The sequence below is a fragment of the Paenibacillus sp. NRS-1782 genome (genome assembly GCF_050467685.1).
Classification (GTDB): Bacteria; Bacillota; Bacilli; order Paenibacillales; family Paenibacillaceae; genus Paenibacillus; species Paenibacillus terrae_A.
The window spans coordinates 119557-144365 of record NZ_JBITPH010000045.1 but is presented as its reverse complement, the minus strand read 5'-3'; the positions used below and the strand labels follow the sequence as shown (position 1 = coordinate 144365).

22 protein-coding genes and 2 pseudogenes are annotated in these 24809 nt (G+C 48.2%); 6 read left to right on the top strand and 18 right to left on the bottom strand.

The window, feature by feature from the left end; all coding sequences use genetic code 11:
• Positions 1-5: 5 nt before the first annotated feature.
• The 5 genes from ACIFQM_RS18165 to ACIFQM_RS18145 form a co-directional block, all read right to left on the bottom strand.
• Positions 6-2759, bottom strand: a complete 2754-nt coding sequence (locus ACIFQM_RS18165; protein ID WP_430046883.1) for an NlpC/P60 family protein — start codon at positions 2757-2759, stop codon at positions 6-8.
• A gap of 52 nt (positions 2760-2811) precedes the next feature.
• Entirely contained in the window at positions 2812-3189 is a 378-nt protein-coding gene (locus ACIFQM_RS18160; RefSeq protein ID WP_430038873.1) for a DUF4280 domain-containing protein, read from the bottom strand.
• Positions 3186-3704: a hypothetical protein gene (locus tag ACIFQM_RS18155; RefSeq protein WP_430038875.1), complete on the bottom strand. Its 519-nt coding sequence runs from the start codon at positions 3702-3704 to the stop codon at positions 3186-3188. Before ACIFQM_RS18155 ends, ACIFQM_RS18160 begins: the two co-directional genes overlap by 4 nt.
• Positions 3688-4293 (bottom strand): hypothetical protein, encoded by a 606-nt coding sequence (locus tag ACIFQM_RS18150; protein ID WP_430038877.1) that lies wholly within the window; start codon positions 4291-4293, stop codon positions 3688-3690. The genes ACIFQM_RS18155 and ACIFQM_RS18150 overlap by 17 nt, the downstream gene beginning before the upstream one ends.
• Positions 4294-4841: 548 nt before the next feature.
• The gene (locus ACIFQM_RS18145; RefSeq protein ID WP_283653720.1) at positions 4842-5798 is read right to left on the bottom strand and encodes a nucleoside hydrolase; all 957 of its coding nucleotides are present in this window, start codon (positions 5796-5798) and stop codon (positions 4842-4844) included.
• A gap of 208 nt (positions 5799-6006) precedes the next feature.
• Here ACIFQM_RS18145 and ACIFQM_RS18140 point away from each other — a divergent pair, with 208 nt between their 5' ends.
• Positions 6007-6183 carry a Spo0E family sporulation regulatory protein-aspartic acid phosphatase gene (locus ACIFQM_RS18140; protein WP_430038881.1) on the top strand — a complete coding sequence of 59 codons (177 nt, stop codon included), beginning with the start codon at positions 6007-6009 and terminating at the stop codon, positions 6181-6183.
• A 140-nt stretch (positions 6184-6323) separates the two neighbouring features.
• On the opposite strand, the gene ACIFQM_RS18135 is transcribed toward ACIFQM_RS18140, so the two are convergent.
• From ACIFQM_RS18135 to ACIFQM_RS18125, 3 genes are read right to left on the bottom strand one after another with little or no spacing between them, the layout of a single operon-like run.
• A complete protein-coding gene (locus ACIFQM_RS18135) occupies positions 6324-6932 on the bottom strand; it encodes a pentapeptide repeat-containing protein (RefSeq protein ID WP_430038883.1) in 609 nt (202 codons plus the stop codon).
• Between the two features lie 36 nt (positions 6933-6968).
• On the bottom strand, positions 6969-7478 hold the full coding sequence (locus ACIFQM_RS18130; protein WP_430038885.1) for a MarR family winged helix-turn-helix transcriptional regulator: 510 nt from the start codon (positions 7476-7478) through the stop codon (positions 6969-6971).
• Entirely contained in the window at positions 7468-9813 is a 2346-nt protein-coding gene (locus ACIFQM_RS18125; protein WP_430065928.1) for an ATP-dependent DNA helicase, read from the bottom strand. Before ACIFQM_RS18125 ends, ACIFQM_RS18130 begins: the two co-directional genes overlap by 11 nt.
• 192 nt (positions 9814-10005) lie before the next feature.
• On the opposite strand from ACIFQM_RS18125, the gene ACIFQM_RS18120 reads away from it, so the two are divergent.
• The gene (locus ACIFQM_RS18120; protein ID WP_430038889.1) at positions 10006-11079 is read left to right on the top strand and encodes a diguanylate cyclase; all 1074 of its coding nucleotides are present in this window, start codon (positions 10006-10008) and stop codon (positions 11077-11079) included.
• A 134-nt stretch (positions 11080-11213) separates the two neighbouring features.
• Entirely contained in the window at positions 11214-11396 is a 183-nt protein-coding gene (locus tag ACIFQM_RS18115; RefSeq protein WP_137060713.1) for an aspartyl-phosphate phosphatase Spo0E family protein, read from the top strand.
• Positions 11397-11531: 135 nt separating this feature from the next.
• Here the strand turns inward: ACIFQM_RS18115 and cidR are convergent, their stop codons facing one another.
• Positions 11532-12431 (bottom strand): cidABC operon transcriptional activator CidR, encoded by a 900-nt coding sequence (cidR, locus tag ACIFQM_RS18110; protein WP_430046892.1) that lies wholly within the window; start codon positions 12429-12431, stop codon positions 11532-11534.
• A gap of 132 nt (positions 12432-12563) precedes the next feature.
• On the opposite strand from cidR, the gene ACIFQM_RS18105 reads away from it, so the two are divergent.
• Both ACIFQM_RS18105 and ACIFQM_RS18100 read left to right on the top strand, forming a co-directional pair.
• Positions 12564-12935 carry a CidA/LrgA family protein gene (locus ACIFQM_RS18105; RefSeq protein ID WP_014278636.1) on the top strand — a complete coding sequence of 124 codons (372 nt, stop codon included), beginning with the start codon at positions 12564-12566 and terminating at the stop codon, positions 12933-12935.
• Positions 12932-13609: a CidB/LrgB family autolysis modulator gene (locus ACIFQM_RS18100; RefSeq protein ID WP_283653726.1), complete on the top strand. Its 678-nt coding sequence runs from the start codon at positions 12932-12934 to the stop codon at positions 13607-13609. The genes ACIFQM_RS18105 and ACIFQM_RS18100 overlap by 4 nt, the downstream gene beginning before the upstream one ends.
• 114 nt (positions 13610-13723) lie before the next feature.
• On the opposite strand, the gene ACIFQM_RS18095 is transcribed toward ACIFQM_RS18100, so the two are convergent.
• Positions 13724-15445, bottom strand: a complete 1722-nt coding sequence (locus tag ACIFQM_RS18095) for a glycerol-3-phosphate dehydrogenase/oxidase (RefSeq protein ID WP_430038892.1) — start codon at positions 15443-15445, stop codon at positions 13724-13726.
• Positions 15446-15661: 216 nt separating this feature from the next.
• Here ACIFQM_RS18095 and ACIFQM_RS18090 point away from each other — a divergent pair, with 216 nt between their 5' ends.
• Entirely contained in the window at positions 15662-16297 is a 636-nt protein-coding gene (locus ACIFQM_RS18090; protein ID WP_430038894.1) for an NAD(P)-dependent oxidoreductase, read from the top strand.
• Positions 16298-16461: 164 nt separating this feature from the next.
• On the opposite strand, the gene ACIFQM_RS18085 is transcribed toward ACIFQM_RS18090, so the two are convergent.
• The 8 genes and pseudogenes from ACIFQM_RS18085 to kduI all read right to left on the bottom strand — a co-directional run bounded on the left by ACIFQM_RS18085 (position 16462) and on the right by kduI (position 24607).
• A complete protein-coding gene (locus ACIFQM_RS18085) occupies positions 16462-17637 on the bottom strand; it encodes a cation:proton antiporter (RefSeq protein WP_430038896.1) in 1176 nt (391 codons plus the stop codon).
• Between the two features lie 269 nt (positions 17638-17906).
• Positions 17907-18154, bottom strand: a pseudogene (locus ACIFQM_RS18080) (GNAT family N-acetyltransferase); the annotation flags it as partial.
• A gap of 31 nt (positions 18155-18185) precedes the next feature.
• Complete coding sequence (locus tag ACIFQM_RS18075; RefSeq protein ID WP_430046895.1) at positions 18186-19550, bottom strand: MFS transporter; 1365 nt, start codon at positions 19548-19550, stop codon at positions 18186-18188.
• 91 nt (positions 19551-19641) lie between these two features.
• A pseudogene (locus ACIFQM_RS18070) lies at positions 19642-20794 on the bottom strand (winged helix-turn-helix domain-containing protein).
• On the bottom strand, positions 20775-22013 hold the full coding sequence (locus ACIFQM_RS18065; protein ID WP_430038900.1) for a CynX/NimT family MFS transporter: 1239 nt from the start codon (positions 22011-22013) through the stop codon (positions 20775-20777). Before ACIFQM_RS18065 ends, ACIFQM_RS18070 begins: the two are co-directional and overlap by 20 nt.
• A 215-nt stretch (positions 22014-22228) precedes the next feature.
• Complete coding sequence (gene kduD / locus ACIFQM_RS18060) at positions 22229-23005, bottom strand: 2-dehydro-3-deoxy-D-gluconate 5-dehydrogenase KduD (protein WP_430038902.1); 777 nt, start codon at positions 23003-23005, stop codon at positions 22229-22231.
• Between the two features lie 50 nt (positions 23006-23055).
• Positions 23056-23700 carry a bifunctional 2-keto-4-hydroxyglutarate aldolase/2-keto-3-deoxy-6-phosphogluconate aldolase gene (locus ACIFQM_RS18055; protein ID WP_430038904.1) on the bottom strand — a complete coding sequence of 215 codons (645 nt, stop codon included), beginning with the start codon at positions 23698-23700 and terminating at the stop codon, positions 23056-23058.
• A 76-nt stretch (positions 23701-23776) separates the two neighbouring features.
• Entirely contained in the window at positions 23777-24607 is an 831-nt protein-coding gene (gene kduI, locus ACIFQM_RS18050; protein WP_430038906.1) for a 5-dehydro-4-deoxy-D-glucuronate isomerase, read from the bottom strand.
• Positions 24608-24809: the final 202 nt, after the last annotated feature.

Genomic DNA, 24809 nt, shown 5'->3' with positions numbered 1-24809 from the left:
TTTGCTTATTTATTAATTATTGAGCCATCATCTTGTATAATACGTCTAATTGCAATAACGTTTGAATATATAAGACCATAACCTTTTCCCCAATTTGTGTTTAATTTATCTATTGTTACATTATGAGATGGCTTGCGGTCCTTTTCCATTTCGGCAAGAGTGCGTGCATTACCATGCTCGTGAATGAACTTTCCATCTCCAACATATATTCCCACATGATCTACTGTGAATTTAGTTTTCCCCCCACTCCCCCAATCAAACAAGATTAAATCACCTAACTTCAAATTTTTATAATCTCCACTGGATCGTAAACTTTTGTAGTCAACCTCTGTTCCCCGATGGATTTGATCTCTTGTAGTCCCCCCTATATGCTCATTTAATATGGTTAAATACACCGAGGAACTAAAATCAGAGCAGTCCATATATTTAGGAGGGTTGTCGGGATCAAGCTTCATCGTTCTAATTTTAGAATCCATACAATAAGGAATCTTTCCTAAAAACTTCTTAGCGAATTCTACAATTGCTTTCCTTTTCTCCTCGGCAGAACTGTTGGATGGTGCAGGCTTCGTTTCTTCTTTCGTTGGCTTTTCAGGAGTAGTCGGCGTCTTCTTGCCCGGTTCCGTTTTCGTTGTTGGAACAGTCGGCGTTGCAGCCTTACTAACCTTAGGCCATGGAAGAATGCCGTTGGCTACTTGATGCAGATACACTGCGAGCACATCACGACCATATCCCTTATTGTCCAGACCGTATTTTTTAGCAAAATCTTGCAGTGCCGCGTTAAGCTCCTTATCCCAATCGCCTGTAGTTGGCAGCTTGTACGAGAAGCTGTCTGGATACTTCTTGGCAAGCTTGTTCAAATTCTCTCTGGCAAGCAGGCTGTTCACGCCATACTTACTCCGCAGGGCGGCGGCTTCCTTGGCAATGGCCTTTTGATCGGCAACGGTCAGCTTATGGGCCGCATCTGCGTATTGTCCGGACAGCTCCTCTAACCGGTTCGCATCGAGATAGGAGCTGGCAGAATGCCCACGAATCAGCTCGTTGATTAGCACATTGTCACGCAGTTGGTTCGCGAGAAGATGCATCTGCTTTTGCTTGGCCTTGTCATTTGCGCCGTGGGCTTCCCACCACTGGGACGTGTATTCATGCATTTTCGCTCTGGCCCAGGCAGGCATACGATCTATTTCTGCCACCTGCTGACGTAATTGTTTGGCCTTGGCTGCCGCTTCCTTAGCACCCTTTTTGTCCCCTGCTGCTATGGCTTTATAGTAGTCCTTTTTAAATTGAAGCAGCAAATCCTGCACCCATTGTGGATATCCCTTTCCCTTCAATTCTTGAATCAGCGATTTATAGGCTTTCAGTTCTGCATCAGGCACCTGATCTTTTATGAGCTTACTGGCCTTGATATGAAGCGATCCATCAGTTCGGATATAGCTGGTCTTGCACGTCAGAGATATTTCGCGAGTAGCGGTCATCTGTACCTTTTTGCCATGCAGCACCAAGTCTGTATCGGCGTGAAAGGTAAGATCGTGATGACTATACACATGAATACCGGAAGCAGGATTTAAGCGTATAAGTATCTTGTCTTTCTGGGTGGAAAGCGCTACTTCTTTATCATCGAATCTCGCCACTTTTTGAGTTTTGGTATGGAACAGCTTTCTTGCCGGCTTGCTGATTTCATCGCCCTTGTAGTCTCTCTTACGGAGAGATTGAACCACGCGAGCTTCCTGCTCTTTGTTGGACGGAAAATACAAATGGACATGATCCCCAAGCTCGGGCATGCAGTGCCAACCGATTCCACCACCGGTATACAGGGTGGGGTAAGAAAACCAGCAACCCCCAGCTTTGGACTGCAAAGAATCCACGGACAAGTGAAGTTTAACCGACTCTCCTTCACCATCTAAATCAATGACTTTCCCTTCAATGGAGGCACCTTGTATGAGTTGATTATATATAACCTCCCTTGGAATGCCTGCTTCCGGAACGAGAAAGTAGTCATATGTCATAAGACCTTGCTTCATCTCTGCATGAACCTGATCAATAACCCAATGCTTTCGTTGAAACACAACGACATCTCCAAGTTCAAAACGTTTCGTATCCTCCACTTCAGCATATGTATACTGGGGACCTGACTTTGTTTTTTGGAGGGAAAAGTTAATGCCACGCAGTTCACCTTTCACCTGTTCTTTTGAGGTGCCCAACCATAATCTCGGGAACTGTGATGTAATCTCGGCAATCAGCCCAGTTTGCAGATGAGAGGCCATTCTTTTTAGAAACTCCCAATCACTCTCCCCATACTGAATCGAAAAGCCGTCCAGCTTTTTATCGCTGTCCGTCAGGTCAATAAAATCCCCGTGTGGATAAGCATCTATGAGTTCGCGGAACAATTGGTAATACGTCAAGCTGCTGTTTTGAAACGAACGGTTTTTCCGTTGTTGATCCATCAAATATGTAAAAGAGGCAGCCTCTATGTACATGTGATAGACGCCATTTTTGAATCCAATGCTAATATTGGTGACTATTCCTTTAAAAATACTAACCGTCCCTCGATCTTCATCCGTCTCATATACCTCCAGCACATCCTCATCATGTGCTAAACCGTCATACTTAGCATGATCCTCATCCGGTATGAGAGCAGTGATGTACACTTTGCCATGCTCATTCACCTTCTGCGTCAATTCAAAGTCCAGCAGCCGGACAATATCATACGGTGCATTGACCCTAATATTCCCATACGTCAGCACAGTTCCTGCCAGTCCCATCTTACTCCCCCCATTTGTCTTAACATGTGATGTCACTTCTTACAATCAGTAGCTATTCCTGTCCGTCTGTCGTGAATGAAATTTTTCCACACCACATGCATAAGTTTGTGGAGCAGCTCATAAGAGCCGGAGATTGATCTACGTATACATCCTTCTTTCCATTCAACCAAGGCATAGAAACGCTAGGATTGCAGGGCTGCGGAATGATTTTTCCGGAATTACCTTTGTTAGCAGAAGAAACTACAGGATTATGCATACTGCGGCACATTCCGAATGAAGGGATATGAGTCTGTGGGTGAAAATCTTGAATATTCCCCTGTGCTCTATCCCCAATACTAACGCCTCTGTTAGCTGAAACGCTAAATCTTCCTGAATGACTTCCATAGTTACACTGTATCTGTGCTCCATCCACTACATAGCTCTCACTCATTCTTGGACTCTCCTTTGTATAGATGGCCCCTGTGTTTCGACCTTTTGTAATTTCAAGCCTGCCAAGTTGAACTTCAAAATACATTCAGCCACATCAAGATCCACAATGGTATGATGATTGGCATTCTGAATCCTGAATATCTTATGATTCTCCACTGCATATTCATCTAAAATAATTTTCCTCAGTGTACCGTCCCTATGATATTCACTAAGCGGTGATAAACACATCAGGCTAGGTGGATTAGCCAGCCAATACCTCGTTTGCTGCATACGCTGCATATCGGCAAAAACAACCAACTTCCAGCTTAATCCGGCTTGGTATACATCAAATATTTCCTTTAACTGCTCTGAAACTATGGATACCGGATGCTCAATAAAATCGATATAGTCTGCATCACCTGAAACATAAAATTGTAAAATGGAATCCTCCGCGCTGGCTGCCCACTCCAAGAGCTGTCTACGATCTATCTCTTTGGAATGCATATACTCTGTAATACGGTTATCCTGTTGAATCATGTAATATTCCATACGCTACTGAATACACCGCCTCACTGATTCCTTTATACTCCCCTACTCTTACTTCCAAATCATCTTCACACCTCAAAGCCCTGAATTCCGGTAGTTGTATAGCCTGTGGAATAGCATCCTTAGCTAATTTCAAAATATATTGATGAAATCCCCCTGCAGCCTGGAGTACAAATCGCTCGACATCAGGCTGCATAACCTTATTCATATAGGGTTTTCGGAGCTGATTCAATTCATCCTCCATCTCTCCCAGATAGCTAAATGCCCATCCTGCATCATAGGTTCCATAACAAGGCCCCGGATCAAAGAACCAATTTTTATCATAGGCTTCGATGACATAGTTATAGTTTCGATCCATCAGATACGTGCGCCTCATTGAATAGGTAATGTATCCGATCTTTGCTTTTTCCGTATCTAGATGATTGGCTTGCAAGCAAATCCGCTGAAAGGATTGAATGAAGGATTGCATTAACTCTTCTTTTCTTTGTTCATACAAAGACATTACTTGGTGTAATTTCTGATTCAGCACTTCTTCTGCGTAGGTCTTTTGAAAGTGTTCTAGTGCTTCCAGTCTATTCATAATCCCACCTCTGAACCTATTATATAGAATATTTACATGATATTACTGGTTCTATCCTCCTATTTAATTACTCTTTTTTCATATGATGAGATTAAAAATAAATGTATAAAAAACCAAAAAAATCATTAAATAATTTCATAAATGTGTATTCCTATACCCTATACCTCTCAAAAAACCTCCTCACTAGACCTACGAATTGAAGGTTTGCGCAAGCGAATAGGTAAATGGAAGTAGAAAAGCCCGATCTACCATGAAATAATCATGTATAATGCATGCTAGACTCCAGCAAGGCTAAGTTCCGACGGATGCTGGTCAATTTGATAGACAATGCGGTGAAGTTTACAAACGCAGGGGAAATCACTCTCTCTGCTGCCACCCAATTGTATGATCATTCAGGCATTTGCTTAAAGCAGAGGCTGGATTCTACTCATGCATGGCCTAAAAGGGCACAAAAACCCGTGACGGATATCGTCACAGGTTTTCATGTCATGGATGTTTGCTATCAGGAAGTAATGTCACTCTAAACTTACGTATGTGCAGGGCTGAGCCTAATAACGCTTGGGAGCAGCCAGCTTGGCCAAATCCGCCATGTACGTAAAAAAGGCTTCTGGATCTGTATCATATACCAGATTAACAGGGCGGCCTTCCGCCTGTTCCACGGTTCTGCCCTGACTTGGGCCGTCTGCGATGACGCTGCAATGTACCGTCTTTTTCTTCACAATATCCGGACGTCCCACCGAAGCGGTGGTCAGCACATCCCACAGGTAGTAGGTCGAGTTCGTCTCGCTATAGACGAGCGGCGGACAGCCTGCGTAGCAGTTGCCCAGGAAATCCACGCCCTCATAGCGGCGCTCGGCAGCCCAACGATTGCGTACGGCTGGCGTTAATGGCACTTTGCTTGTGCTTTCCAGTGCCACCAGATCAATGGTAATGCCGCTTTGCCATACCCGATATGCTGCTTCCGGATCCCAGAACACATTCCATTCTGCTGTGCCGTCATGCTCAGGCTCCTCTACATTACCTTTTTCAAAGGTACCGCCCATCCATACCAGCTTGTCAATTTTCGCTTCAATATCCGGTGCCTCATCCAGCGCGCGTGCCAGATCGGTCAGCGGTCCAGTGAACAGGAGCAGTGTTTTGCCTTCGGCTCCACGTACCTTTTCGATCAGATGCTGATGAGCCGGCAGAGCTGAAAGCGGCGCTTCCATTTGTCCCGATTCATTCAGCACAGGCAATGCATCTACATAAAAGGAATGTAAACGCCAAGCGGCAGGAAATGGATTTTTACCCCGTGAATTAGATTTAGCGACTTCCACAGGCCCTTTATTTCGCCCAAAACGATCAATAATTTTACGGCTGGCATCCGTCGCAGGCTCCAGGTAACCATCTGCTGGAATAACCGATACTCCAGTCAAATGAACTTGCTCCATCTGAAGCAGCATAAACAGGGATACCAGATCATCCACTCCACCATCATGATTAAAATAAACGTTTGTCTGACTCATCTGTCTCTTCCTTCCTTATATCCCCGCGTAACAGGCATGTTCTCATCGGCAATCATCTTTAATTATGCCTGATCGCTTCGCTAGAGTAAATGTGCTATACTACTTTACATCAACAAAAAAACGACCTATATTTACCATTAATGTATAATTCAAATTTTATGCAATACCTTTTATAATCTACTGAGCAGCAGGGAAGAAGGTGCAGCCTATGGTATCCAATCTGAATGCAGCCGGGGATGGTTTGCTTGCCATCATTGAAGAATTGCGCAGCGAGCTTATTACTAAGGCACAGCATGAAGCCTTTACCGACCCTTCCATTGTAGAGCTAAGTCAACGTCTGGATCAGTATGTAGTCATTGCCCAGCAAAGAAAAAAGAAAAGCTAATGCCTCTTTGGTCCCCATCATACAATCCTCTCCCTCTCGGGTCAGTTCAACATATAAAGCACCCATTTCCCTGTCCATTCCCGGCCCTGATCCTCAGGTTCTGCCGCTGGAGCAGGGATTTTTTTGTTTACTCCGTGCTTTTACCCTTCCACCTTCGCTCCATAGGATCGGGCCACAGCTACCGCCTGCTCGAGATCGAGCTTGGCTCCGGTGATATCCAAATCTTTAAAATTCACGCCATCCATCTTCGCGCCGCGCAGATCCGTTCCTTTAAGCTGAGCCCGATGCAGCCTAACTCGGGTAAGATCCGCTTCCCGCAAATCTACCTTTTCCAGATTACATTCGGTTAAATCAGCTTCCTTGAATCGTATTTTTCGCAAATCCTGTTTTCTTAAATCTGCATGACGCAAGTTCGTATAGGACCAGTCTCCGCCTGTAATCGTGATACCATCCATATTCGCCCCCGCGAAATCTGACCCTACCAGCTTGCAGTTGTCAAACTGGGCCACAAACAGATTGGCACTGGTAAATAGACAATTCGTAAAGGCAGACTCCTTGAAATGAGAGGCATTCAGGATGGCTCCGGTAAAATCACAGTCCACAAAAGTACAGTCTTCAACAAGAGATTCATTCATCTCCACTCCCCGAAAGCGACAGCGGATAAACTCACAATTTCTCCACTCGCCTTCCCGGGCATCCATCGAACCAAAATCACGCGCTTCATAGACCTCATCTGTATAAAAAAACATGTTCTCCCCCTATTCTTTATCCCTCCAATCAGGAACTCAGCATTTCGGCAAGGACCGTTCAAAACCCCTTTTCATTTTACAGAGCAAGCCCTTCATCATCTCATGATCCTCTGTCGTAAACTCGGCCATACATGCCCGGATCAGCTTCATATAGTAAGGCACGACCGTTACCAGCAGCTCCCGTCCTGCCTCCTTTAGTCCTACCGTGACCATTCGTCCATCGCTCTCGTGAGCCACCCGTTCAATCATTCCATCCCGCTCCAGACCGTCGATTAGCCCCGTCATGGTTCCCCGCGTCACATCTGCCTTTTCTGACAGCTCTGATGGTGTCATCCGGTGGGACGCATGGCAATGCAGCAGGCTAAGGACGATGATTCGGCCCTGAGAGACCCCCAGCTTGGTAAGATCGGTATCTATTTCTCTAAAAATACCGTTAGCCAAGCACGCAAAAGTCACAAAAGTCTCCAGATTGTCCACTTCTACTTCCTCTTGCCCAAAACTACACAGTACCCCGCGTATAGAGTCATTATGAAAATTAAAATTCATGGCCTGTCCATTCCTCCCCTGATCCCGCTTGTTCCGTCACACGATAGCTTCTCCATTCCTCCGGCAGCAAAGAAGCATACGGCTCCTTGGCAAACCGATCATCTATCAGCACCAGCAAGCCTTCGTCATGCTCTGTGCGGATAAGCCTGCCCCCTGCCTGAAGAACCTTGTTCATCCCCGGATACACATACGTATAGTTGAATCCATTCCGCCCCTGTTCCGAAAAATAATCTCGCAGCACATCCCGCTCTGCGCCAATTTGCGGCAACCCGACACCAACCACTACGACTCCGTTCAAACGATCACCCGGCAAATCAACGCCTTCGGCAAACACGCCACCCAGTACAGCAAATCCGAGCAGAGTACGCTCTTGTCCCGGCTGAAAAGCCTCCAGAAAGCGATCCCGCTCCGGTTCGGTCATGCCTGGACTTTGTACCAGCGTATCCGCAGACACACCCCGGGCCATAAATTCCTCATATACCTCTCGCAGATACGGATAAGAAGGGAAAAACACGAGCATATTCCCTTTGCGCTCCTCAGCCAATCCTGCCAGCATATCTGCAATGGCCCCTTTCGAGCGCTCACGATCCCGATAACGGATAGAGAGCGGCAGCAGGCGTACATCCCATTGCTCCTGATGAAACGGGGAAGGAACCTGCAACGTGTAATCTTCTTCCCTCGCTCCCAGCATGTCCCGGTAATACGCAAGCGGCGTCAACGTCGCAGAAAAATAAATCGCCGAGCGATAGCCCTTCACAGCCTGTCCCAGCAAATGCGAAGGGTCCAGGCAGAACAGCTTGACCCGCACTTCACTGCGTCCCGCCTCGATATAGGTAACGTAGCGTTCATCGTACAAAGCTGCAATCCGCAGCATATTTTGAGCGGCAAAATACGTATCCAACAGCAATGTATAGGCCGCTCCTGAGCTGCTCGTACTACCGGCGCCAGTTAACAGCTCACGTTCGGCTGCCTCTACAAAAGGTGCCAGCAGCTCCAGCACCTCATGCGGCGTCTCCGTATTCACTGCTTTTCCCGTATCCGCGTACAGCTTGCGCAACGCAATCATATGCGCGTTCACTGCATTAGCCGCCCCGGCAATCTCCGGGCTTAGCAGCTTGAATTCTTTTTTCAATTCCAAAAAAGACGATTTCAACATTTCCGCCGAAAACATATCTCGGCCGCGTTCCACCAGATTATGCGCTTCATCCACCAGCACAACACCTTTTCGCTTGTGCTCCTCCAGCAGTCTTTTCAAGGAAATACGCGGATCAAAAACATAATTATAGTCACTGATTATACCATCCGAGGCATACGCCACATCAAGCGAAAATTCAAAGGGACATACCCTGTGCTTGCTCGCATAATACTCGATCACCGCTCGGGTCATCAACGTCTCGTTCGCCAAAATATCGGACACCGCACCGTTGATCCGGTCGTAATATCCCTCGCACATGCTGCATGCTCCGGCATCGCAATCATTTTCATCCTTGAAGCAGATTTTATCCTTCGCCGTCAAGGTTACTACATGCATATACAGCCCTTGGGCCTGCATCTTGGCATACGCTTCTTCTGCTGCTGCGCGGGTCGTGGTACGGGCCGTCACATAATATACCCGGCTCACCAGCCCTTCACCGATGGCCTTGATTGCAGGAAATAGGGTAGATACCGTTTTTCCGATGCCCGTAGGCGCTTTGGCAAACAGATTGACCCCTTCTGCAATCGTCTTGTACACCGAACCCGCCAGAGGGCGCTGGCCTGAACGATACGTAGCAAAGGGAAAGGCCAGTGTTGCAATACTGGCATCCCGTTTCTCCGCATGCGCTCTTAACAGGAAAGCATACGGCGCATAACCCTCGACCATCCTCAGCGCAAAGGTCTCCAGCTCGGCAAAGGATAACACTCGTCTGAACCGCCGAATTTCTCCGCTGTGTGCCTGTACATAAGTAAGCTGGGCCTGCATGGAATTGCGCTGCTCTTCGCGGGCAATCATATAGGCGTACAGAAACGCTTGTGCCCAATGCACAGGTTGACCATCCCCCGGAATATCTTCGAGAGGAATGGAGACCGATTTGATTTCATCAACCGTCCATATGCCATCCAGCTCAATCAGTCCATCACAGCGGCCCTCCACGATAAATAGGGCATCCTCATATGGAATTTCTGTGCGCAAATGTACCTCTTTGCGGTCATGCTCCTTATAGCTTTTTTGGATAAGCTGATGCACGCGTGTTCCTTCCAGCATGCTGCTGTTCGAGTGGAAACCCCCGTGAATGCTGCCGCTCCGATGCATATATTCCACAAGGGGTCGCACCGATATGTTAATTGGTTCCTTCATACGATCACCCGTTCCGGTTATAGTCCTTTCACTGTATCACGAAGATAGACGAAACGTAAGAGGCAAAAGGATTGTTTGTTATCTAACTGGTATTCACTCGTGACCTCTTTTTTCCGAAATATAGAAATAGGGCTTTTAGCTTTCACATCTGAACGCACTACAACTCAAATTACAATCATAAGGGATAGGGATATGTTAAAAGAACTAATCAATAATTTTGCGTTATTAACGAGTTTCTTATTCTTTGGTAATTTACTTTCCCGAAAATACGAACGTTACCTAGAAAAAAATGTATTCCTTTACCGGGTAATGAACGGTTTAATGCTAGGCCTGTTTGGCATTCTATTAATGATGACTGGTTTAATCAGCGGAAATTTTGTAGTCGATCTGCGCCAATTGGCTATTATCATATCCGTTTATATGGGAGGACCGATATCCGGTCTGTTGGCCACCCTGATCATAAGCCTGTACCGTATTTACCTCAATGGTGGTTGGACCGATATTTCTCTGACTGCTACTGCCAATAGCATCCTGACACTGGCTGTTTCCCTTGCCTTTATTCGAGAAAAAAAATTAAAATTCGGAAAATGGATGTTGGCTGTGCTCGGAGCTGTTGTCGTGTCGCTGTTAGCTACTTTCTATCTAATTGAGCATCCCAATCCTGAAATTACAATACTGTTCGCAACCATTACGATGCTTGGAGGTCTATTCACTTATTTTATGGTGTCACATATCAAAAAAACAGAACGGGCCATTCATCTACTCGAAGAGGCTGCGAATCGGGACCATTTAACCGGATTATACAGTCCGCGTGCTTTTGATGCGCTATTTGAAGAGGTCTTTCATACTTCCAAGGCTACAAAGCAACCTTTTGGGTTCGTGATGCTGGATATTGACCACTTTAAATGTATTAATGATACGCATGGTCATTTGAATGGAGACACCGTACTGCACCAATTAGGGATTTTACTAAACCGGGAGTCAGGTCTGAGAGCGTATGCATCCCGTAAAGGCGGAGAAGAATTTGCTATTCTGATTGAAGATTGCGACAGCCAGAAGGCAGCGAGCTTTGCCGAAAAGATTCGAAAGGCTGTGGAAAACGGCCCCTTTCAACTAAATGATGGAACCATCGTTCCTCTGACGGTATCTATCGGAGCAGGAAGCTTTCCTACCATTGCAGCGGATAAATTATTGGAGAAGGTGGACAACGCTCTATATGAAGCCAAACGCTCAGGACGCAATCGGGTAGAAATAGCAAAACGATAATTATAAGTCGCTAAATGTCTGGAAAGCTGGATTATTGTTAATAAAAAGTGGTAAAATGGAAATAAGATTTGTATTAGAAAATCTTCTGCCGTTAGAGGAGACATGCCTTACAATCGACATGGGGGGTGGGCTTTTTGGACCTCGAACAATTGGAAAAACTCATGGAAAAAGAACGCTGCGAACTAAATCGTATGGCAACCTTACATGGATTAAAGGATGAACGTGTATTGGTCAAATCCTCTCGGCTTGACCGAATTATGGACAAGTATCTCCACACCAAGCGAGCGATAAATGGTGACAATCAGGCACATCCATAAAAGAAAGCTACACCGCTGCCCTTTACGGGCAGCTTTTTTTGTACATAGCCTCGTGTTCCGCTGACTTACCTGTACGTGTTAACTTTCCGGTAGGACACCCCCATCTTACTATTTCTTCCCTTACTTCCTCGCTTACTACTTTCTTCGGTACTCCGTCCGCAGTAGTTCCTGCGTAAACGTAATCCATTCCCTCGCGGCAAAGGACAGATACCGATCCTTTCGCCATATCATCCCTAGATGCCAGGGAATGACGGGATCAACGAGTGGAATAACACGCAATCGTTCAGAATCAAGTTCACGGCAAATCGCTTCGGGCAGCAACGCTATCCCCAAGTTCGCAGCAACCATTTCGCTGATCAGGTCCCACTGCGAGCTTTCATAGACGACATGCGGCTGGAAGCCAGCCCGGACACACTCTGCAATAATACGGTCATGCAGTGTAAAATCCTCGCGGAACAGCACAAATGATTCCTCCGCCAGCGCTGCCAGCGGTACCTCTGTACGCTCTGCCAGTACATGCGTAGGGTGAACCAGCAAGTTCAGTTTTTCCTCCACGAACAGAAACGTCTCGAATATATCCCCGCTCGCTGGCAGCACAATGACACCGATATCCAGTGCGCCCGCGCCTACGTCCTGTTCTACTTTTTTTGCCCCATCCTCAAATAGCTGAATGGTCACATCGGGATATGCCTTGTGAAATTCCCCAATGACACGCGGAAAAAAACTCGATCCGACCATGGGGGGCAGACCGATACGGATGTGCCCTTTTTTCAGGTTCATCAAATCATTCAGCTCGGAGGACAAGCTCTGGAAGGACTTCACAATCGCTTGCGCCTGAAGCTCAATCACCTTGCCCGCGTCCGTCAGCTCGATTCTTTTGCCGATCCGGTCAAACAAAGCGACACCCAATTCATCCTCCAGGCTTTTAATCGTCTTGCTGATCGTCGGCTGTGTAATAAACATGCTCTGGGCCGCCTTCGTAAAGCTGCGCAAGCGCGCGACCTCCAAAAAATACTGTAAATGTCGGATATCCATCCCATCACCCTCTTCCATAGACAAACGGAATACATCGTATTCTTTCTATGCATTTTACTCATGAAAACTTGTGATGTAAAATTTCATTACAGTTTGAAAAATAACGGAACTCATAGATAGGAGCCAATATATATGAAAAGCTTCATACGCGGTGTCCTCCAGATCGCCGTCCTGATGGCCTTTTCGCTCATCCTGAACGCGGTGGTCTCCTGGCTCCACCTGCCTGTACCCGGTAGCATTATCGGCATGCTGATTCTCTTTATTCTGCTACAAACGGGCGTGATCCGCCTAAGCTGGATTGAGATCGGCGCAAACTGGCTGCTGGCCGAGCTGCTATTATTCTTTATTCCCTCCGCTGTCGGCGTTATGAATTATTGGCCGATGCTGGAGCACGATGGTATGAGCATTATGCTGGTCGTACTGCTTGGTACCTTTCTTGTGATGGCCTGCACAGGCATGATCGCCAGTCTGCTCGGCAAACGAAAGGAGCACAAATCATCATGATCGGTCTTCTATGTATTGTATTGACGCTTGCTATTTACTGGATGGCCAAACGCATGTACCGCACGCTCCCCAAGGTGTATATGTCTCCACTACTCATTACACCGATCATTATTATTTTAATTTTGACGCTTTCGGGTATAAATTACCGTTCCTATAATTCGGGTGCCCATTTGCTCTCCATGCTGCTCCAACCAGCCACGATTGCATTCGCCGTCCCTTTGTACCGATATTTCCCTGTGCTGAAAAAACATGCGACCCAAATCGTGCTTAGCGTGCTGTCCGGTTCAGTCGTAGCCGTAGTATCCTCCATGGTACTCGCCAAATGGATGCATCTGGATTCCTCGCTGATGAGCAGCCTGATTCCTCGCTCCATTACGACACCGATTGCCATGAATGTTTCACAAACGATTGGCGGTAATCCGACAGTCACGGCTGTGTTCGTTATTTTAACCGGATTGAGCGGTCTCATTATCGGTCCGATGATCGTGAAGCTGTTCCATATCGAAAATGAAGTTTCGCGCGGTGTACTGCTCGGTACCGGGGCTCATGGTACAGGTACCTCCAAAGCGTTCGAGTTCAGTTCGCTGACGGGCACAATTTCCAGCATCTCTATGGTGCTCGCCGCCCTCTTTACCTTGGCGGCTGCGCCGTTCCTGTTCCACTTGATGCTGTAAGCTCAGTAAAGCGCAAGATATTGAATGGACACTGCCTCTGATATACAAAACGAAGAAGCTCCGCTCCACTAGCTGTAGCGGGACGAAGCTTCTTCGTCTATTCGGAAGTAAGAGTTACTTATCTCCCGTACCATCAGATCGCTTTAACAGCCCGGGTTTCTTCTCAGCCTCAACAGGCGTCACGGCTTCGTGCAAATAAGTATCCAGCTCTGCCGCATATTGTCGCTCTTGCGCGGCGCTCCAGCCTGCATGCTCAGACATCAGCGCAATGACGGGCTGCTTCCAACGCTTCACTCCGTCAATCTCAAAAAACAACGCTCCGGTGCGGCGTATGAAAAAATCAGACGGTGTCACCGTCATTTCCTGCTCCATGGCATACAGGAGCGGGACACACACTTCCACAGGCAGCGCCGCTTCCGTCTCGCTGGCCTCCTTCATGCTGCGTGCCGCTATGGCAAACAGCCGCTCCGCATTGGAGCCGTATCGAGTGGCCCATGCTCTGGCGATTTCTGGCGGCAATCCGAGCGCAGCACCTGCTGCCGCTTGCCCGCTCACGAAGGCATCCCAACCGGCAGAGCCGCCTACGTTACCGCCCGAGACCGGGATGTGCCTGGTGCGGCATGCCCGGAAGGTCTGCCCATGCAAGCGCCCCAGCTCCCGTACCGCACGGTCTACAACCAGCTCGGACATTTTCCGGTAGCCTGTCAGCTTGCCACCCGCAATCGTGATCAGGCCGGAGCGGGATTCCCAAATTTCATCCTTGCGAGAAATTTCCGAAGGGCTTTTGCCATCCTCATAAATGAGCGGCCGTACACCTGCCCAGCTCGATTCCACATCCTTGACGGTCAGCTTCACCTCAGGAAACATGCCGTTGATCGCTTGAAGTACATAGGTCCGGTCTTCGGCGGTCATTCGGGGATGGGCTGTATCCCCTTCATATACCGTGTCGGTTGTACCCGCATACGTTTTCCCATCACGGGGAATGGCGAATACCATCCGTCCATCCTGTGTATCAAAATAAACGGCCTGTCTGAGCGGGAATCGCTTGGCATCGAACACCAGATGGACACCTTTGGTCAAGCGAAGTACCTTGCCTTCTTTGGACCGATCCAACTCCCGCAGCGTATCCACCCACGGTCCGGCGGCGTTAATAACCAGCGAAGCACGGATTTCATGAGACTGCCCCGTTACCCGATCCATTACGCTCGCGCCGCTGATTCGTCTGTCATCATACAGCAGCTTGTTAGCCTTGGCGTAGTTTACAGCTATAGCCCCTCGCGCAACAGCCTCCTTCATGACCTCAATCGTCAAGCGGGCATCGTCCGTACGATACTCCACATAGCTGCCGCTCCCCTTGAGTCCTTCCCGCTTCAACAAAGGCTCCCGCTCCAACGTAGCCCGAATATCCAGCATTCGGCGGCGTTCACTATGCTTAACCCCGGCGAGAAAATCATATACCAGCAGTCCGACAGAAGTGGTAAATGCGTTAAACGTACCTCCCTTGTGAAACGGAAGAAGCATACGCTCCGGCGTGGTCACATGCGGGCCATTTTCGAATACAATTGCCCGCTCCTTCCCGACCTCAGCTACCATTTTAACCTCAAACTGCTTCAAATATCGAAGGCCGCCATGCACCAGCTTCGTGGATCGGCTGGACGTACCTGCCGCAAAATCCTGCATCTCGACCAGCGTTGTCTTCAAGCCACGGTCAGCGGCATCCAGCGCAATCCCTGCACCTGTTATCCCGCCACCAATAATTAAAATATCAAAATGCTCTCCCTCCATACGCTCCAAAACAGCCGTTCTCTTCTGCGCAGCAAATCGCTGTTCTCCCATCCTCTATCCCTCCATCAACTCTTTCAAATTTTATATTATCATCTGTTCAGCGAACGTGAAGCGGCTTCATTTTAGGCATATGCCCAATACAAGGGCTTGACTTTCATTCTTACATGTAACTATAATAGTTACATATACAAGTTTGTGAATGGACAGGATGAACTTACGATCAAACTAATGAATCATCTAGATCATATGTATAGGAGGCTATTTAATATGAAAATTGCAGTTATTGGTGCAGGCGGTAAAGCAGGAGGCAACATTGTTAAAGAGGCATTGGACAGAGGGCATGAAGTAACAGCGATCGTTCGAGATCCTGCCAAAGTAACAGACAGCCGTGCAACCGTGGTACAAAAAGACATTTTTGACCTGAAAACAGACGACCTGAAAGACTTTGACGTTGTCGTTAACGCTTTTGCCGCTCCATTCGGTCAAGAGCATCTGCATGTAGATGCAGGGAACGTTCTGATTGAAGCACTGCGTAATGTGTCCAGTACTCGCCTGATTGTTGTGGGCGGCGCAGGCAGCCTGTTCACAGATGAGTCCCAAACCTTGTTGGTAAAAGACACACCTGATTTCCCGGATTTTGTATACCCAACGGCTAATAATCAAGGAAAGAACCTGGAAATTTTGCATGAAACCAGCGATCTGAACTGGACTTTCATTAGTCCTTCGGCTGAATTTGCTCTTGGCAAACGCACAGGCTCTTATCAAATTGGCAAAGATGTGCTGCAAGTTAATTCCAAAGGCGCAAGCTATGTCAGCTATGAAGATTATGCGGTAGCTGTAATTGACGAAATCGAGAAACCACAGCATCTGAACCAACGCTTCACCGTGGTATCGGAGTCCTAATCCCTGCACCTAATCCGAACATATTTGTATAAAAAAGACCCTTCGGTCATTTCCCATATGTCACGGAACATTCGGTTTTGCCACAAACCGGACTTTCCATGCATACTGTGGGATATGAACCCGAAGGGTCTTTTAGGTATGACTTAATGATTCTCTCAATATTATCAGGCCTCGGCTTCCTTCTTCTGCTCATGGCCGGGAGATTTCTTATCGCTAAAGCACAGCTTGAGAATCGGAGGTGAAGCCAAAGTTGTCAAAATGACAGCAATGATGACGGATGTAAAATATTGCTGTGCCAGCAGACCCGTTTGCAGCCCAGTAGCTGCGATAATGAGCGCGACTTCGCCGCGAGATATCATACCGGAGCCAATCGCGAGCGAAGAACGGTTATTAAAGCCGGTCAGACGCGCCCCGATCCCGCCACCGATCAACTTCGTCACCATTGCAACCAGCGTCAATGCAACGACAAAGCCGATCTGCTGCCCTACTCCCTCGAAGGAAACATTTAATCCAATGCTGACAAAAAACACAGGGACAAAGATGGAATAAGCAATAGGCTCCACTTTTTCTTCCACGACATGCTTAAAGCTCGTTTGCGAAATGGCAATCCCGGCAGCGAAGGCTCCGATAATGCCAGCCATACCCAATATATCTGCAAAATACGCAAACCCGAAGCAAACGATCAAAGCAGCGGTAATGGTGGCCTCTGTCACCTTGAGCGGAGAAAGTATTTTCATAATCCAGGGAACCACAAACCAACCTCCGAATATAGCGACGACAAAGAAAAGAAGCTTTTTGCCGACAAGAAGCCCCAGAGAGGTTCCCCCTCCTACCCCAAATATACTCATCAGCACTGCCAGCAGCACCACAACAAGCACATCATCCAGCACCGCTGCGCCCAAAATCGTCGAGCCTTCCCGGGTGTTAAGCTTGTTCATATCCTTTAGCACCTGTACCGTAATGCTGACGGAAGTAGCGCTCAGGATAACTCCAAGAAACCATCCTTCATGCACCGAAAATCCAAAGGCTTCTCCGACTGCAAAACCGCAAAGCAGCGGCAAAATAATTCCCCCGACTGCTACGGCTACCGCAGGCTTCCAGTTACGGCGAAGCTGATCCAGGTCCGTCTCCAGCCCGGCAATGAACATCAGCAGCAGCACTCCGATTTCAGACATATCATGAATAAGTGTATTGTCCTGAACCCATCCCAATACCGCCGGACCCAGTACAATACCAGCAATCAGCTTCCCCAGCACCGAAGGCTGACCGAGCCTTACCGACAGATCACCAGCCACTTTAGTAAACAGCAGAATCAGCAAAAGATACAATATAAATTGCATAGCTCATATACCTCCCTTAATCAAATTTCAGACATCTAATATTGATAAAATGCTAAAACTTTGCGCAAAATATGTGTCTGACGTTCCCTGAACACAACAAAAAAGGAACCCGTAAATACAGATCCCCTTAAAAAAGACAAAGAGGAGCCTTGGTGACAGGCTCCTCCAGTAATCATTTTCATTTTATGTTGTTGTTCAGTAACCTACGTTAGTTCACACATATATGTCTTTATTATACCTTTTTATTAAACCCCTGTAAATGCTTTGAATCAGTTTTTTGCTTTTTCTACATAGAGGACACACGGTTCTCAGAGGACAGCATACTCATCGGAATCGAGTCATGGTATTGATGATTATAAAATAAAGCATCCCGTTGCACGCCTTCACGTTGAAAGCCTATTTTTCGCTCGATTCGATGCAGATTACAGATACCAAATCCATAATCAAGCATAAGCACAAGCGCTTCGGTTCCGTAGCCTTTTCCCATATTCCCCTGTTCATTAATGGCAATGCGGATATATTCCGTCACGAAATTCGGAAGCCAGCTCCTACTGTGCAGGGTCGGCATTTTTCACAGCAGAATTGTTGAAATCAGCAGGTGACTCGCGCCAAATGACGGATTGAAGCATGAGTCCGACTAAACCCAAAGCCCCAATCGTCACTCCAATCCAGACAAAGGTAGTGCCTGGTCCGACCATACGAATCATGACACCCCCAATAAGCGGTGAGACGATCATGATCGCTCCGGTCACGGTACTTTGGATACCGAAGACGCGCCCCACCATATCTGCTGGAGTTCCGGCTTGCAATATGTAATTCTGGGTGATGATATACAGGCCGTTTCCCACGCCCAGCATGGCCCCAATCATAAGCAGCACGGGTAATCCTGTCCCCGGTTGCGCCCAGCCTAAAGCAGCAATAGCTCCACCAACCAGTACATAACCTCCACCGAGCCCCCAGCCTGCGCTTATGCGATTCAAGCGATTAAGCACAAGCATACAAGCGACGGCACCAGCGCCTATGGCTGAAACCAGCCAGCCGAGTAGAGATTCGTTACCCGGAGCGAGCATACGCAACAGCGTCGGGAACTGATAGTCAATCATAAGGATGGCGATCATGCCGAAAAGTCCGAACACAAGCGTATGCAAAAGCATTCGGCTGCGCCATAGGAACGCCCAGCCCTCGCGCCATTGACTGAAAAAACGGGATGCGCCGACGCGTTCCTTCCGATGCTCGGCTTCATCAGCCTCAGCCTCGCTTGGCGAATCCGGCTTTCCTTGCAGCACAGCAGTAGTCGCATGCTGCTCTACGCTGTCGAGGGCGGGGCCGATTCCGCGTAGCGGCCACAACACCAGGCCGGAGCATAGGCGCAGCAGCGCATTGAGGATAATGCAGGCTTGGGGCGACAGCACAGCCAAGGTCATGGCGCCCAATAATGGCCCCGCCACTTTGGAAGCCTGATTGACCAGCCCATTCAGCGAGGTCGCCTGGAACAGGTCGCCGCTGGCGACTACAGTGCGGGTCAAGCCTTGCTGTGAGGGCATTTGGAATACGCCAGCCGCCGCGCGCAAACCCAGCAGAGGCAACAGCCACGCCGGGCCCGGAACAGCGAGAATCGCCAGCGTCAGCAAGGCAATAGCTGCATCGCAGCCCATCATCAGCCGGGCCTTATGCACCCGGTCGGCTAACGTGCCCGCGATAGAGCCTAGCAGCAGACCCGGTAGCGCCATCACTACCGGAATCAGCGCAATTAGCATGGGATCGGCTTCCCAGCGGTAAGCGACGAGCACCTGAATAGCGATGGCATCAAACCAATCGCCAAAGGAAGCAGCCATGTGCGCCGCAAACATCCGCCGAAAACGGCCGTTGCGCCAAATGCTAGGCGTGGATTCTGATTCTTTCTTTTCCTTCATTTCTATTCACCCTGCTCTCATTTTCTGCATTAGTAGCAATAAGAACATTCTAGCGGGCCTATATCAGAGGAAAGTCAGACAGCGAAAAACATCAGATCGCAGAAAGGGTTCGCTCCAACCAAAGCCCCAGCGTCGCACCATGTAACGTTAAGCCATTGTCCCGATCAAGCCGTTCATATTGAGCCGTATATTTCTTTTCCAATGAAGGAAAGCCACCATAACGCTTCAAAAAACCGCAGATTTGACAGACCGCCTTGATTTTAAGCAGCTCCTGTTTAGCCATATCAAGCGTATCCAGCCCCTCATCCAGTAGCCGCTCGGCCTCGTTCGCTCCCCCGGTAAGCAATAGCATGAATCCCTGCATCATCCGATAACGCCCCAGCTCCCGCAAATACGGAGCCTCAGATAGCATCCCTTCCAATCGAACGGATAGTACCCTAGCCTCCTCCATACGGTTGGCGGTCAAATGCATGTACATCTCCATCAGCGCAACAGGCATCACGAATTTGTCCAGCTCATCCCGCTCCATCACTGCAAAAGTCAGCGGAAGTCTCTCCAGTGCGCGTTCAGGTTGTCCATTCTCCACATAAGCCTCCAGGATGTTGAGAATACGCAATTCCCGCTCCTGCTCGGCGGATAGTAATCCACTGGAAAGCGCCCGCTCACATAGAGCAAGCTTCTGATCCGTTACCCCTGCTGTACCTATATATAGCAGTAACATCCAGTACAGTCGATCTTTAGGAGCAAAGTCCTCCCGTTCCAAAAACCACAATATATCGGCCTGCACAAACCGGGTATACATCTGATAAAAAAGGAGACAGTTCGAACCCCATCTGCTCCTGCTGAGCAGCCAGCGCCACGATGGAATTCCCCTGTCCCAGCAATTGGTATTTCCGTAACAGTCCGTGGACAGCGTCTTGTACCTCCTGATCGCGCAGGGACGGATGATTCTGTCGTTGCACGCCAGTAAGGGTCAAGCTGTAGCCATACCCCCGGACCGTATGAATACGAAGAGCATTCCATGGCTTGAGCTTTTTACGCAATCTGTAGATATGATCATCCACCGTGCGCTCCACCGGATATTCCAGCGGCCACACACGATCCAGCAGTTGTTCCCGGGTGAACACCTGATTCCGGTTATCGTATAGAAAGCGCAGTAGCGCAAACTCTTTAGCCAACAACATAACACGATCTGCACTACAGATTACACTATAACCGTCTGTATCAAATTGCAGCCTGATCATCCACCTCGCCTCCGACATATCGTTTCTTGGCTGCACCCAGCCCTGTAAACATGAGCAAAACGCTCAGACACAAGAGTAGAAGCAGCGGAATGGTCCAGCCTTGTGTTGCATCATGTAAATAACCGAACAGCGTCGGCCCTGTCGCTGCTAGCAAATAACCAAAGGATTGCGCCATACCAGACAGCTCTGCTGCCTGCTGCGGTGTCCGCGTTCGCAAATTAAAGAACATCATCACCAACGGGAAAGCAAAACCACCAGCTATACCGATACAAATCACCCAAATCACACTCCACTGTGTAGCCCCAAGCAGAAATCCACCCAGACCGATAAAATACAGCGCAGCCATAATCAGAACCAATACCCGCTGATCCTTTACCCGAGCTGCCCAAATAGGCACAATAAAAGTAAATGGCATTTGCGAAAACTGCAGCACGGACAGCATCCATCCCGCAGTCTCTGAATCCATTCCCTGTCCAACCATCATTTGGGGAAACCAGGCGGCAGGAACATAGAACAGAGCAGATTGCAGCCCCATAAACAGTGTCACCTTCCAAGCCAAAGACGATGTATACACATTCACGGTTCGGGCAGACACTGCCGCTTTATTGGCCGTTTTGCGCGCCTTAAGAAGCTGGGGCACCCAGAGTAAAATACCTACGACACCCACAATCCCCCATATTCCCAAAGCACCGCGCCAGCCCAGACCTCCGTTCAGAGCCAGCGGTATACTCAGACCGGATGCTGTTGCAGCGACTACATTCATGGATACTGAATATACGCCGGTCATCAGTCCGCTGTTGCGAGGAAACTCCTCTTTGATCAAACTGGGCAGCAAAACATTACACACGGCAATAGCCAATCCCAGCATGGCTGTCCCAGCAAATAATGCGGTCACCCCCAGCGTTGAGCGCACCACAATACCTGCGGTCAACAGCAGCAAGGCTGCAAAAATAATAAGAGGCGACCCGAAGCGGCGCGACAGTTTGGCTACAAAAGGCGACAACAGGGCAAAAGCCAGCAGCGGCAATGTCGTTAATAGGCCACTCAGTGTATTCGAAATATGCAAAGAATCCTTAATCAAACCGATAAGAGGTCCTACCGAGGTAATCGAGGCGCGCAGATTGGCACCTACCAGAATGATCCCTGCGGCAAGCACCCAAGGACCGGCATGCCACAAGGATTTGTATACCAAAGCTCGTTGGTGTTGCTGTGAACTCATCTCTCCATTCTCCAATCTATCTGTGTTATGCTCAAAGGCTCCAACCGAGTGTACGGCTGGAGCCTGAGCAATTTTGATCTCATTAAATTATAGTGGCATTTATGCCATATGCATAGGACGGATACAGCTACAGCCAAACAAACAAAAGCTGCCCGAAAGGATGCTTTCCTTTTGAGGCAGCTTTCGGTCCATGACTTAGATGCATCCAGTGCTGCTTAACGTACCAGCCAGCCGCCATCCACCGCCAAGATATGACCGTTCATATAGTCGGAGCCCTGACTTGCGAGGAAAACAACAACCCCCATCAAATCGGACGGATCTCCCCAGCGTCCCGCAGGAATACGCGACAAGATTTCCTGATTGCGACTCTCATCCGCACGGATTGGAGCTGTGTTCGCCGTAGCAATATAACCAGGGGCAATCGCATTAATCTGAACGTTATGAACCGCCAGCTCGTTGGCAAACGCCTTGGTCAAGCCAGCCACTGCGTGCTTACTTGCTGTATACGGCGGAACGAACTTTCCACCCTGAAAAGCAAGCATGGAAGCGACGTTGATAATTTTCCCGCTTTTTTGCTCAACCATCACCTTTGCTACTTCCTGACTCAGATGATAGACAGCATTCAGGTTGATTTCCATGACAGCGTCCCAATCTTCATCTTTGTACTCCAGCAAAGGAGCACGACGAATCGTACCTGCGTTGTTTACGAGAATATCAATTTTACCGAATGCCTTGACACATTCTTCTACAATCTTTGTAATGGATTCTCTTTCCGTCAGATCGGCCTGATGAAAGACAACCTTCACACCTGTAGGTTCCAGCAAACGTCTGGTTTCTTCATAATCATCATTGTTAGCTACAATGAACAGATCCGCGCCCGCTTTAGCCAAGGCTACTGAATATCCCTGACCCAAGCCGCTGTTGCCACCCGTTACAATTGCCGTTTTACCTTTTAGGCTGAAAAAATCCAATGAAAAAGTATCCAGACCCATACTTACGCCTCCATCATAATTTAATTTAAAATATATACCTCTAATGAATCCTACAACGCTGCACGAACTTCCTTATATTTAGCTACATAACGCGCAGCGTTCTCTGTGATCAAATCGTAGCGGCCATCCTTGGCCGGAGCTGTCAGGTTTCCCCCGATGCCCACTGCGACACTTCCGTTGCGCAGCCATGTTTCCATGTTATCCAGATCGACGCCGCCCGTTGGCATAATTTGCACATGAGGCATTGGCCCTTTGATCGCCTTGACAAAATCCGCACCCATGGCACTACCAGGGAACAACTTCACGATATCACTGCCTAGCTTCATCGCTTCCTTAATTTCATTCAGCGTCATGCAACCGGGCATATAGGGAATCGCGTATAAATTGCACAGCTTCGCCGTTTCTTCTTCAAAAGAAGGACTCACCACGAACTCTGCTCCAGCCAAAATAGCAATTCTCGCTGTCAGCGGCTCCAGTACAGTTCCCGCACCAATAACAGCCCGATCCTTAAATTCGTCTCTCAATCTGCGAATCACCTGATCCGCATCCGGCGTGGTAAACGTAAGCTCAATATTGTCCAAACCGCCTTCAATACAGGCTTTGGACATTTGGTACGCTTCCTCCGCTGTGTTTCCCCGAATGACTGCGACAACCCCAACCGAAGTGATATGCTCCAAAACTTTCTTTTTCGTCATGTTTATGATCCTTTCCACGAATGGGATGGCTATGTTCCATTAGCCGCTTGCAAGTACCCCGCTCCAATATGCCGGATTAACGCAGCTCGCTCATGGCTACCTGATCCATGTCTTTGTACGTTTTATTTTCGCCAGCCATGCCCCAAATGAAGGTATAGCTGCCAGTAGCCGCACCACAGTGAATAGACCAAGGTGGCGAAATAACCGCTTCATCATTCTTCATTACCAGATGGCGCGTCTCGTTCGGCTCACCCATCATGTGGAACATTCTGGAATTTTCATCCAGCTCAAAGTAGAAATACACTTCCATACGACGGTCATGAACGTGTGTCGGCATGGAGTTCCATACGCTGCCGTTTTCCAGTGTCGTCATCCCCATAACCAGCTGACAGCTCTGAATGCCTTCATCATGGATAAAGCGACGCAAGGTGCGGTTGTTGGCTGTTTCCTGCGCGCCCAGACTTTCAGACGGTACATCGGCAAATGACTGCTTCGCTGTCGGATACGTGGTATGAGCCAGTGCCGACACAATGTAAAATTTTGCAGGTTTCGAGCTGGAATCGCTTTCAAAGATCAACTCCTTGCCCCCTCTGCCTACGTAGAGACAGTCTTTCGTGTTCAACTCGTACGTTTCACCGTCTACCTTTACAGTACCGCTGCCGCCAACATTAAAAATGCCCAGTTCCCGGCGCTCCAAAAAGGTTTCCGCCTTGATTTGATCGCTGCCTTCCAGCGCAACGGATTTATTCACGGGATAAATGCCCCCGATAATGACACGATCTTCATGCGTATAAACCAGCTTAACTTCCTCAGGCACAAACAGCTCCTGTATCAAATAGTGCTGACGCAGCTCTTCAGTCGTAAAATGCTTGGCATGTTCGGGATGAGTTGAATAACGCATTTCCATAAAAACATTCCTCCTGTTTAGATAAACTTTTTTATCAATGGGATTGTTATAAAAGCGGTTTCTAACTCTACTTCTTAGCTAGAATTGTAATAATTATCTATGGGGGTGTCAACCCAATTCTTCACTATTCCTTGAAAAACCCTTAATATGCACGAACTTTTACACTCTTTTTACCGTTTGATAAACAAATCCATATTTTTTT

Excerpts from the sequence above, each read along its gene's own strand:
- ACIFQM_RS18120 (WP_430038889.1), top strand. The coding sequence starts at position 10,006 with ATGTTAAAAGAACTAATCAATAATTTTGCGTTATTAACGAGTTTCTTA.
- ACIFQM_RS18075 (WP_430046895.1), bottom strand. The coding sequence starts at position 19,550 with ATGAAGGAAAAGAAAGAATCAGAATCCACGCCTAGCATTTGGCGCAAC.
- ACIFQM_RS18130 (WP_430038885.1), bottom strand. The coding sequence starts at position 7,478 with ATGAATTTTAATTTTCATAATGACTCTATACGCGGGGTACTGTGTAGT.
- cidR (WP_430046892.1), bottom strand. The coding sequence starts at position 12,431 with ATGGATATCCGACATTTACAGTATTTTTTGGAGGTCGCGCGCTTGCGC.
- ACIFQM_RS18090 (WP_430038894.1), top strand. The coding sequence starts at position 15,662 with ATGAAAATTGCAGTTATTGGTGCAGGCGGTAAAGCAGGAGGCAACATT.
- ACIFQM_RS18155 (WP_430038875.1), bottom strand. The coding sequence starts at position 3,704 with ATGATTCAACAGGATAACCGTATTACAGAGTATATGCATTCCAAAGAG.
- ACIFQM_RS18055 (WP_430038904.1), bottom strand. The coding sequence starts at position 23,700 with ATGACGAAAAAGAAAGTTTTGGAGCATATCACTTCGGTTGGGGTTGTC.
- ACIFQM_RS18095 (WP_430038892.1), bottom strand. The coding sequence starts at position 15,445 with ATGGGAGAACAGCGATTTGCTGCGCAGAAGAGAACGGCTGTTTTGGAG.
- kduI (WP_430038906.1), bottom strand. The coding sequence starts at position 24,607 with ATGGAAATGCGTTATTCAACTCATCCCGAACATGCCAAGCATTTTACG.
- ACIFQM_RS18135 (WP_430038883.1), bottom strand. The coding sequence starts at position 6,932 with ATGTTTTTTTATACAGATGAGGTCTATGAAGCGCGTGATTTTGGTTCG.
- ACIFQM_RS18105 (WP_014278636.1), top strand. The coding sequence starts at position 12,564 with ATGAAAAGCTTCATACGCGGTGTCCTCCAGATCGCCGTCCTGATGGCC.
- ACIFQM_RS18160 (WP_430038873.1), bottom strand. The coding sequence starts at position 3,189 with ATGAGTGAGAGCTATGTAGTGGATGGAGCACAGATACAGTGTAACTAT.
- ACIFQM_RS18165 (WP_430046883.1), bottom strand. The coding sequence starts at position 2,759 with ATGGGACTGGCAGGAACTGTGCTGACGTATGGGAATATTAGGGTCAAT.
- ACIFQM_RS18065 (WP_430038900.1), bottom strand. The coding sequence starts at position 22,013 with ATGAGTTCACAGCAACACCAACGAGCTTTGGTATACAAATCCTTGTGG.
- ACIFQM_RS18145 (WP_283653720.1), bottom strand. The coding sequence starts at position 5,798 with ATGAGTCAGACAAACGTTTATTTTAATCATGATGGTGGAGTGGATGAT.
- ACIFQM_RS18140 (WP_430038881.1), top strand. The coding sequence starts at position 6,007 with ATGGTATCCAATCTGAATGCAGCCGGGGATGGTTTGCTTGCCATCATT.
- ACIFQM_RS18125 (WP_430065928.1), bottom strand. The coding sequence starts at position 9,813 with ATGAAGGAACCAATTAACATATCGGTGCGACCCCTTGTGGAATATATG.
- ACIFQM_RS18150 (WP_430038877.1), bottom strand. The coding sequence starts at position 4,293 with ATGAATAGACTGGAAGCACTAGAACACTTTCAAAAGACCTACGCAGAA.
- ACIFQM_RS18085 (WP_430038896.1), bottom strand. The coding sequence starts at position 17,637 with ATGCAATTTATATTGTATCTTTTGCTGATTCTGCTGTTTACTAAAGTG.
- kduD (WP_430038902.1), bottom strand. The coding sequence starts at position 23,005 with ATGGGTCTGGATACTTTTTCATTGGATTTTTTCAGCCTAAAAGGTAAA.
- ACIFQM_RS18100 (WP_283653726.1), top strand. The coding sequence starts at position 12,932 with ATGATCGGTCTTCTATGTATTGTATTGACGCTTGCTATTTACTGGATG.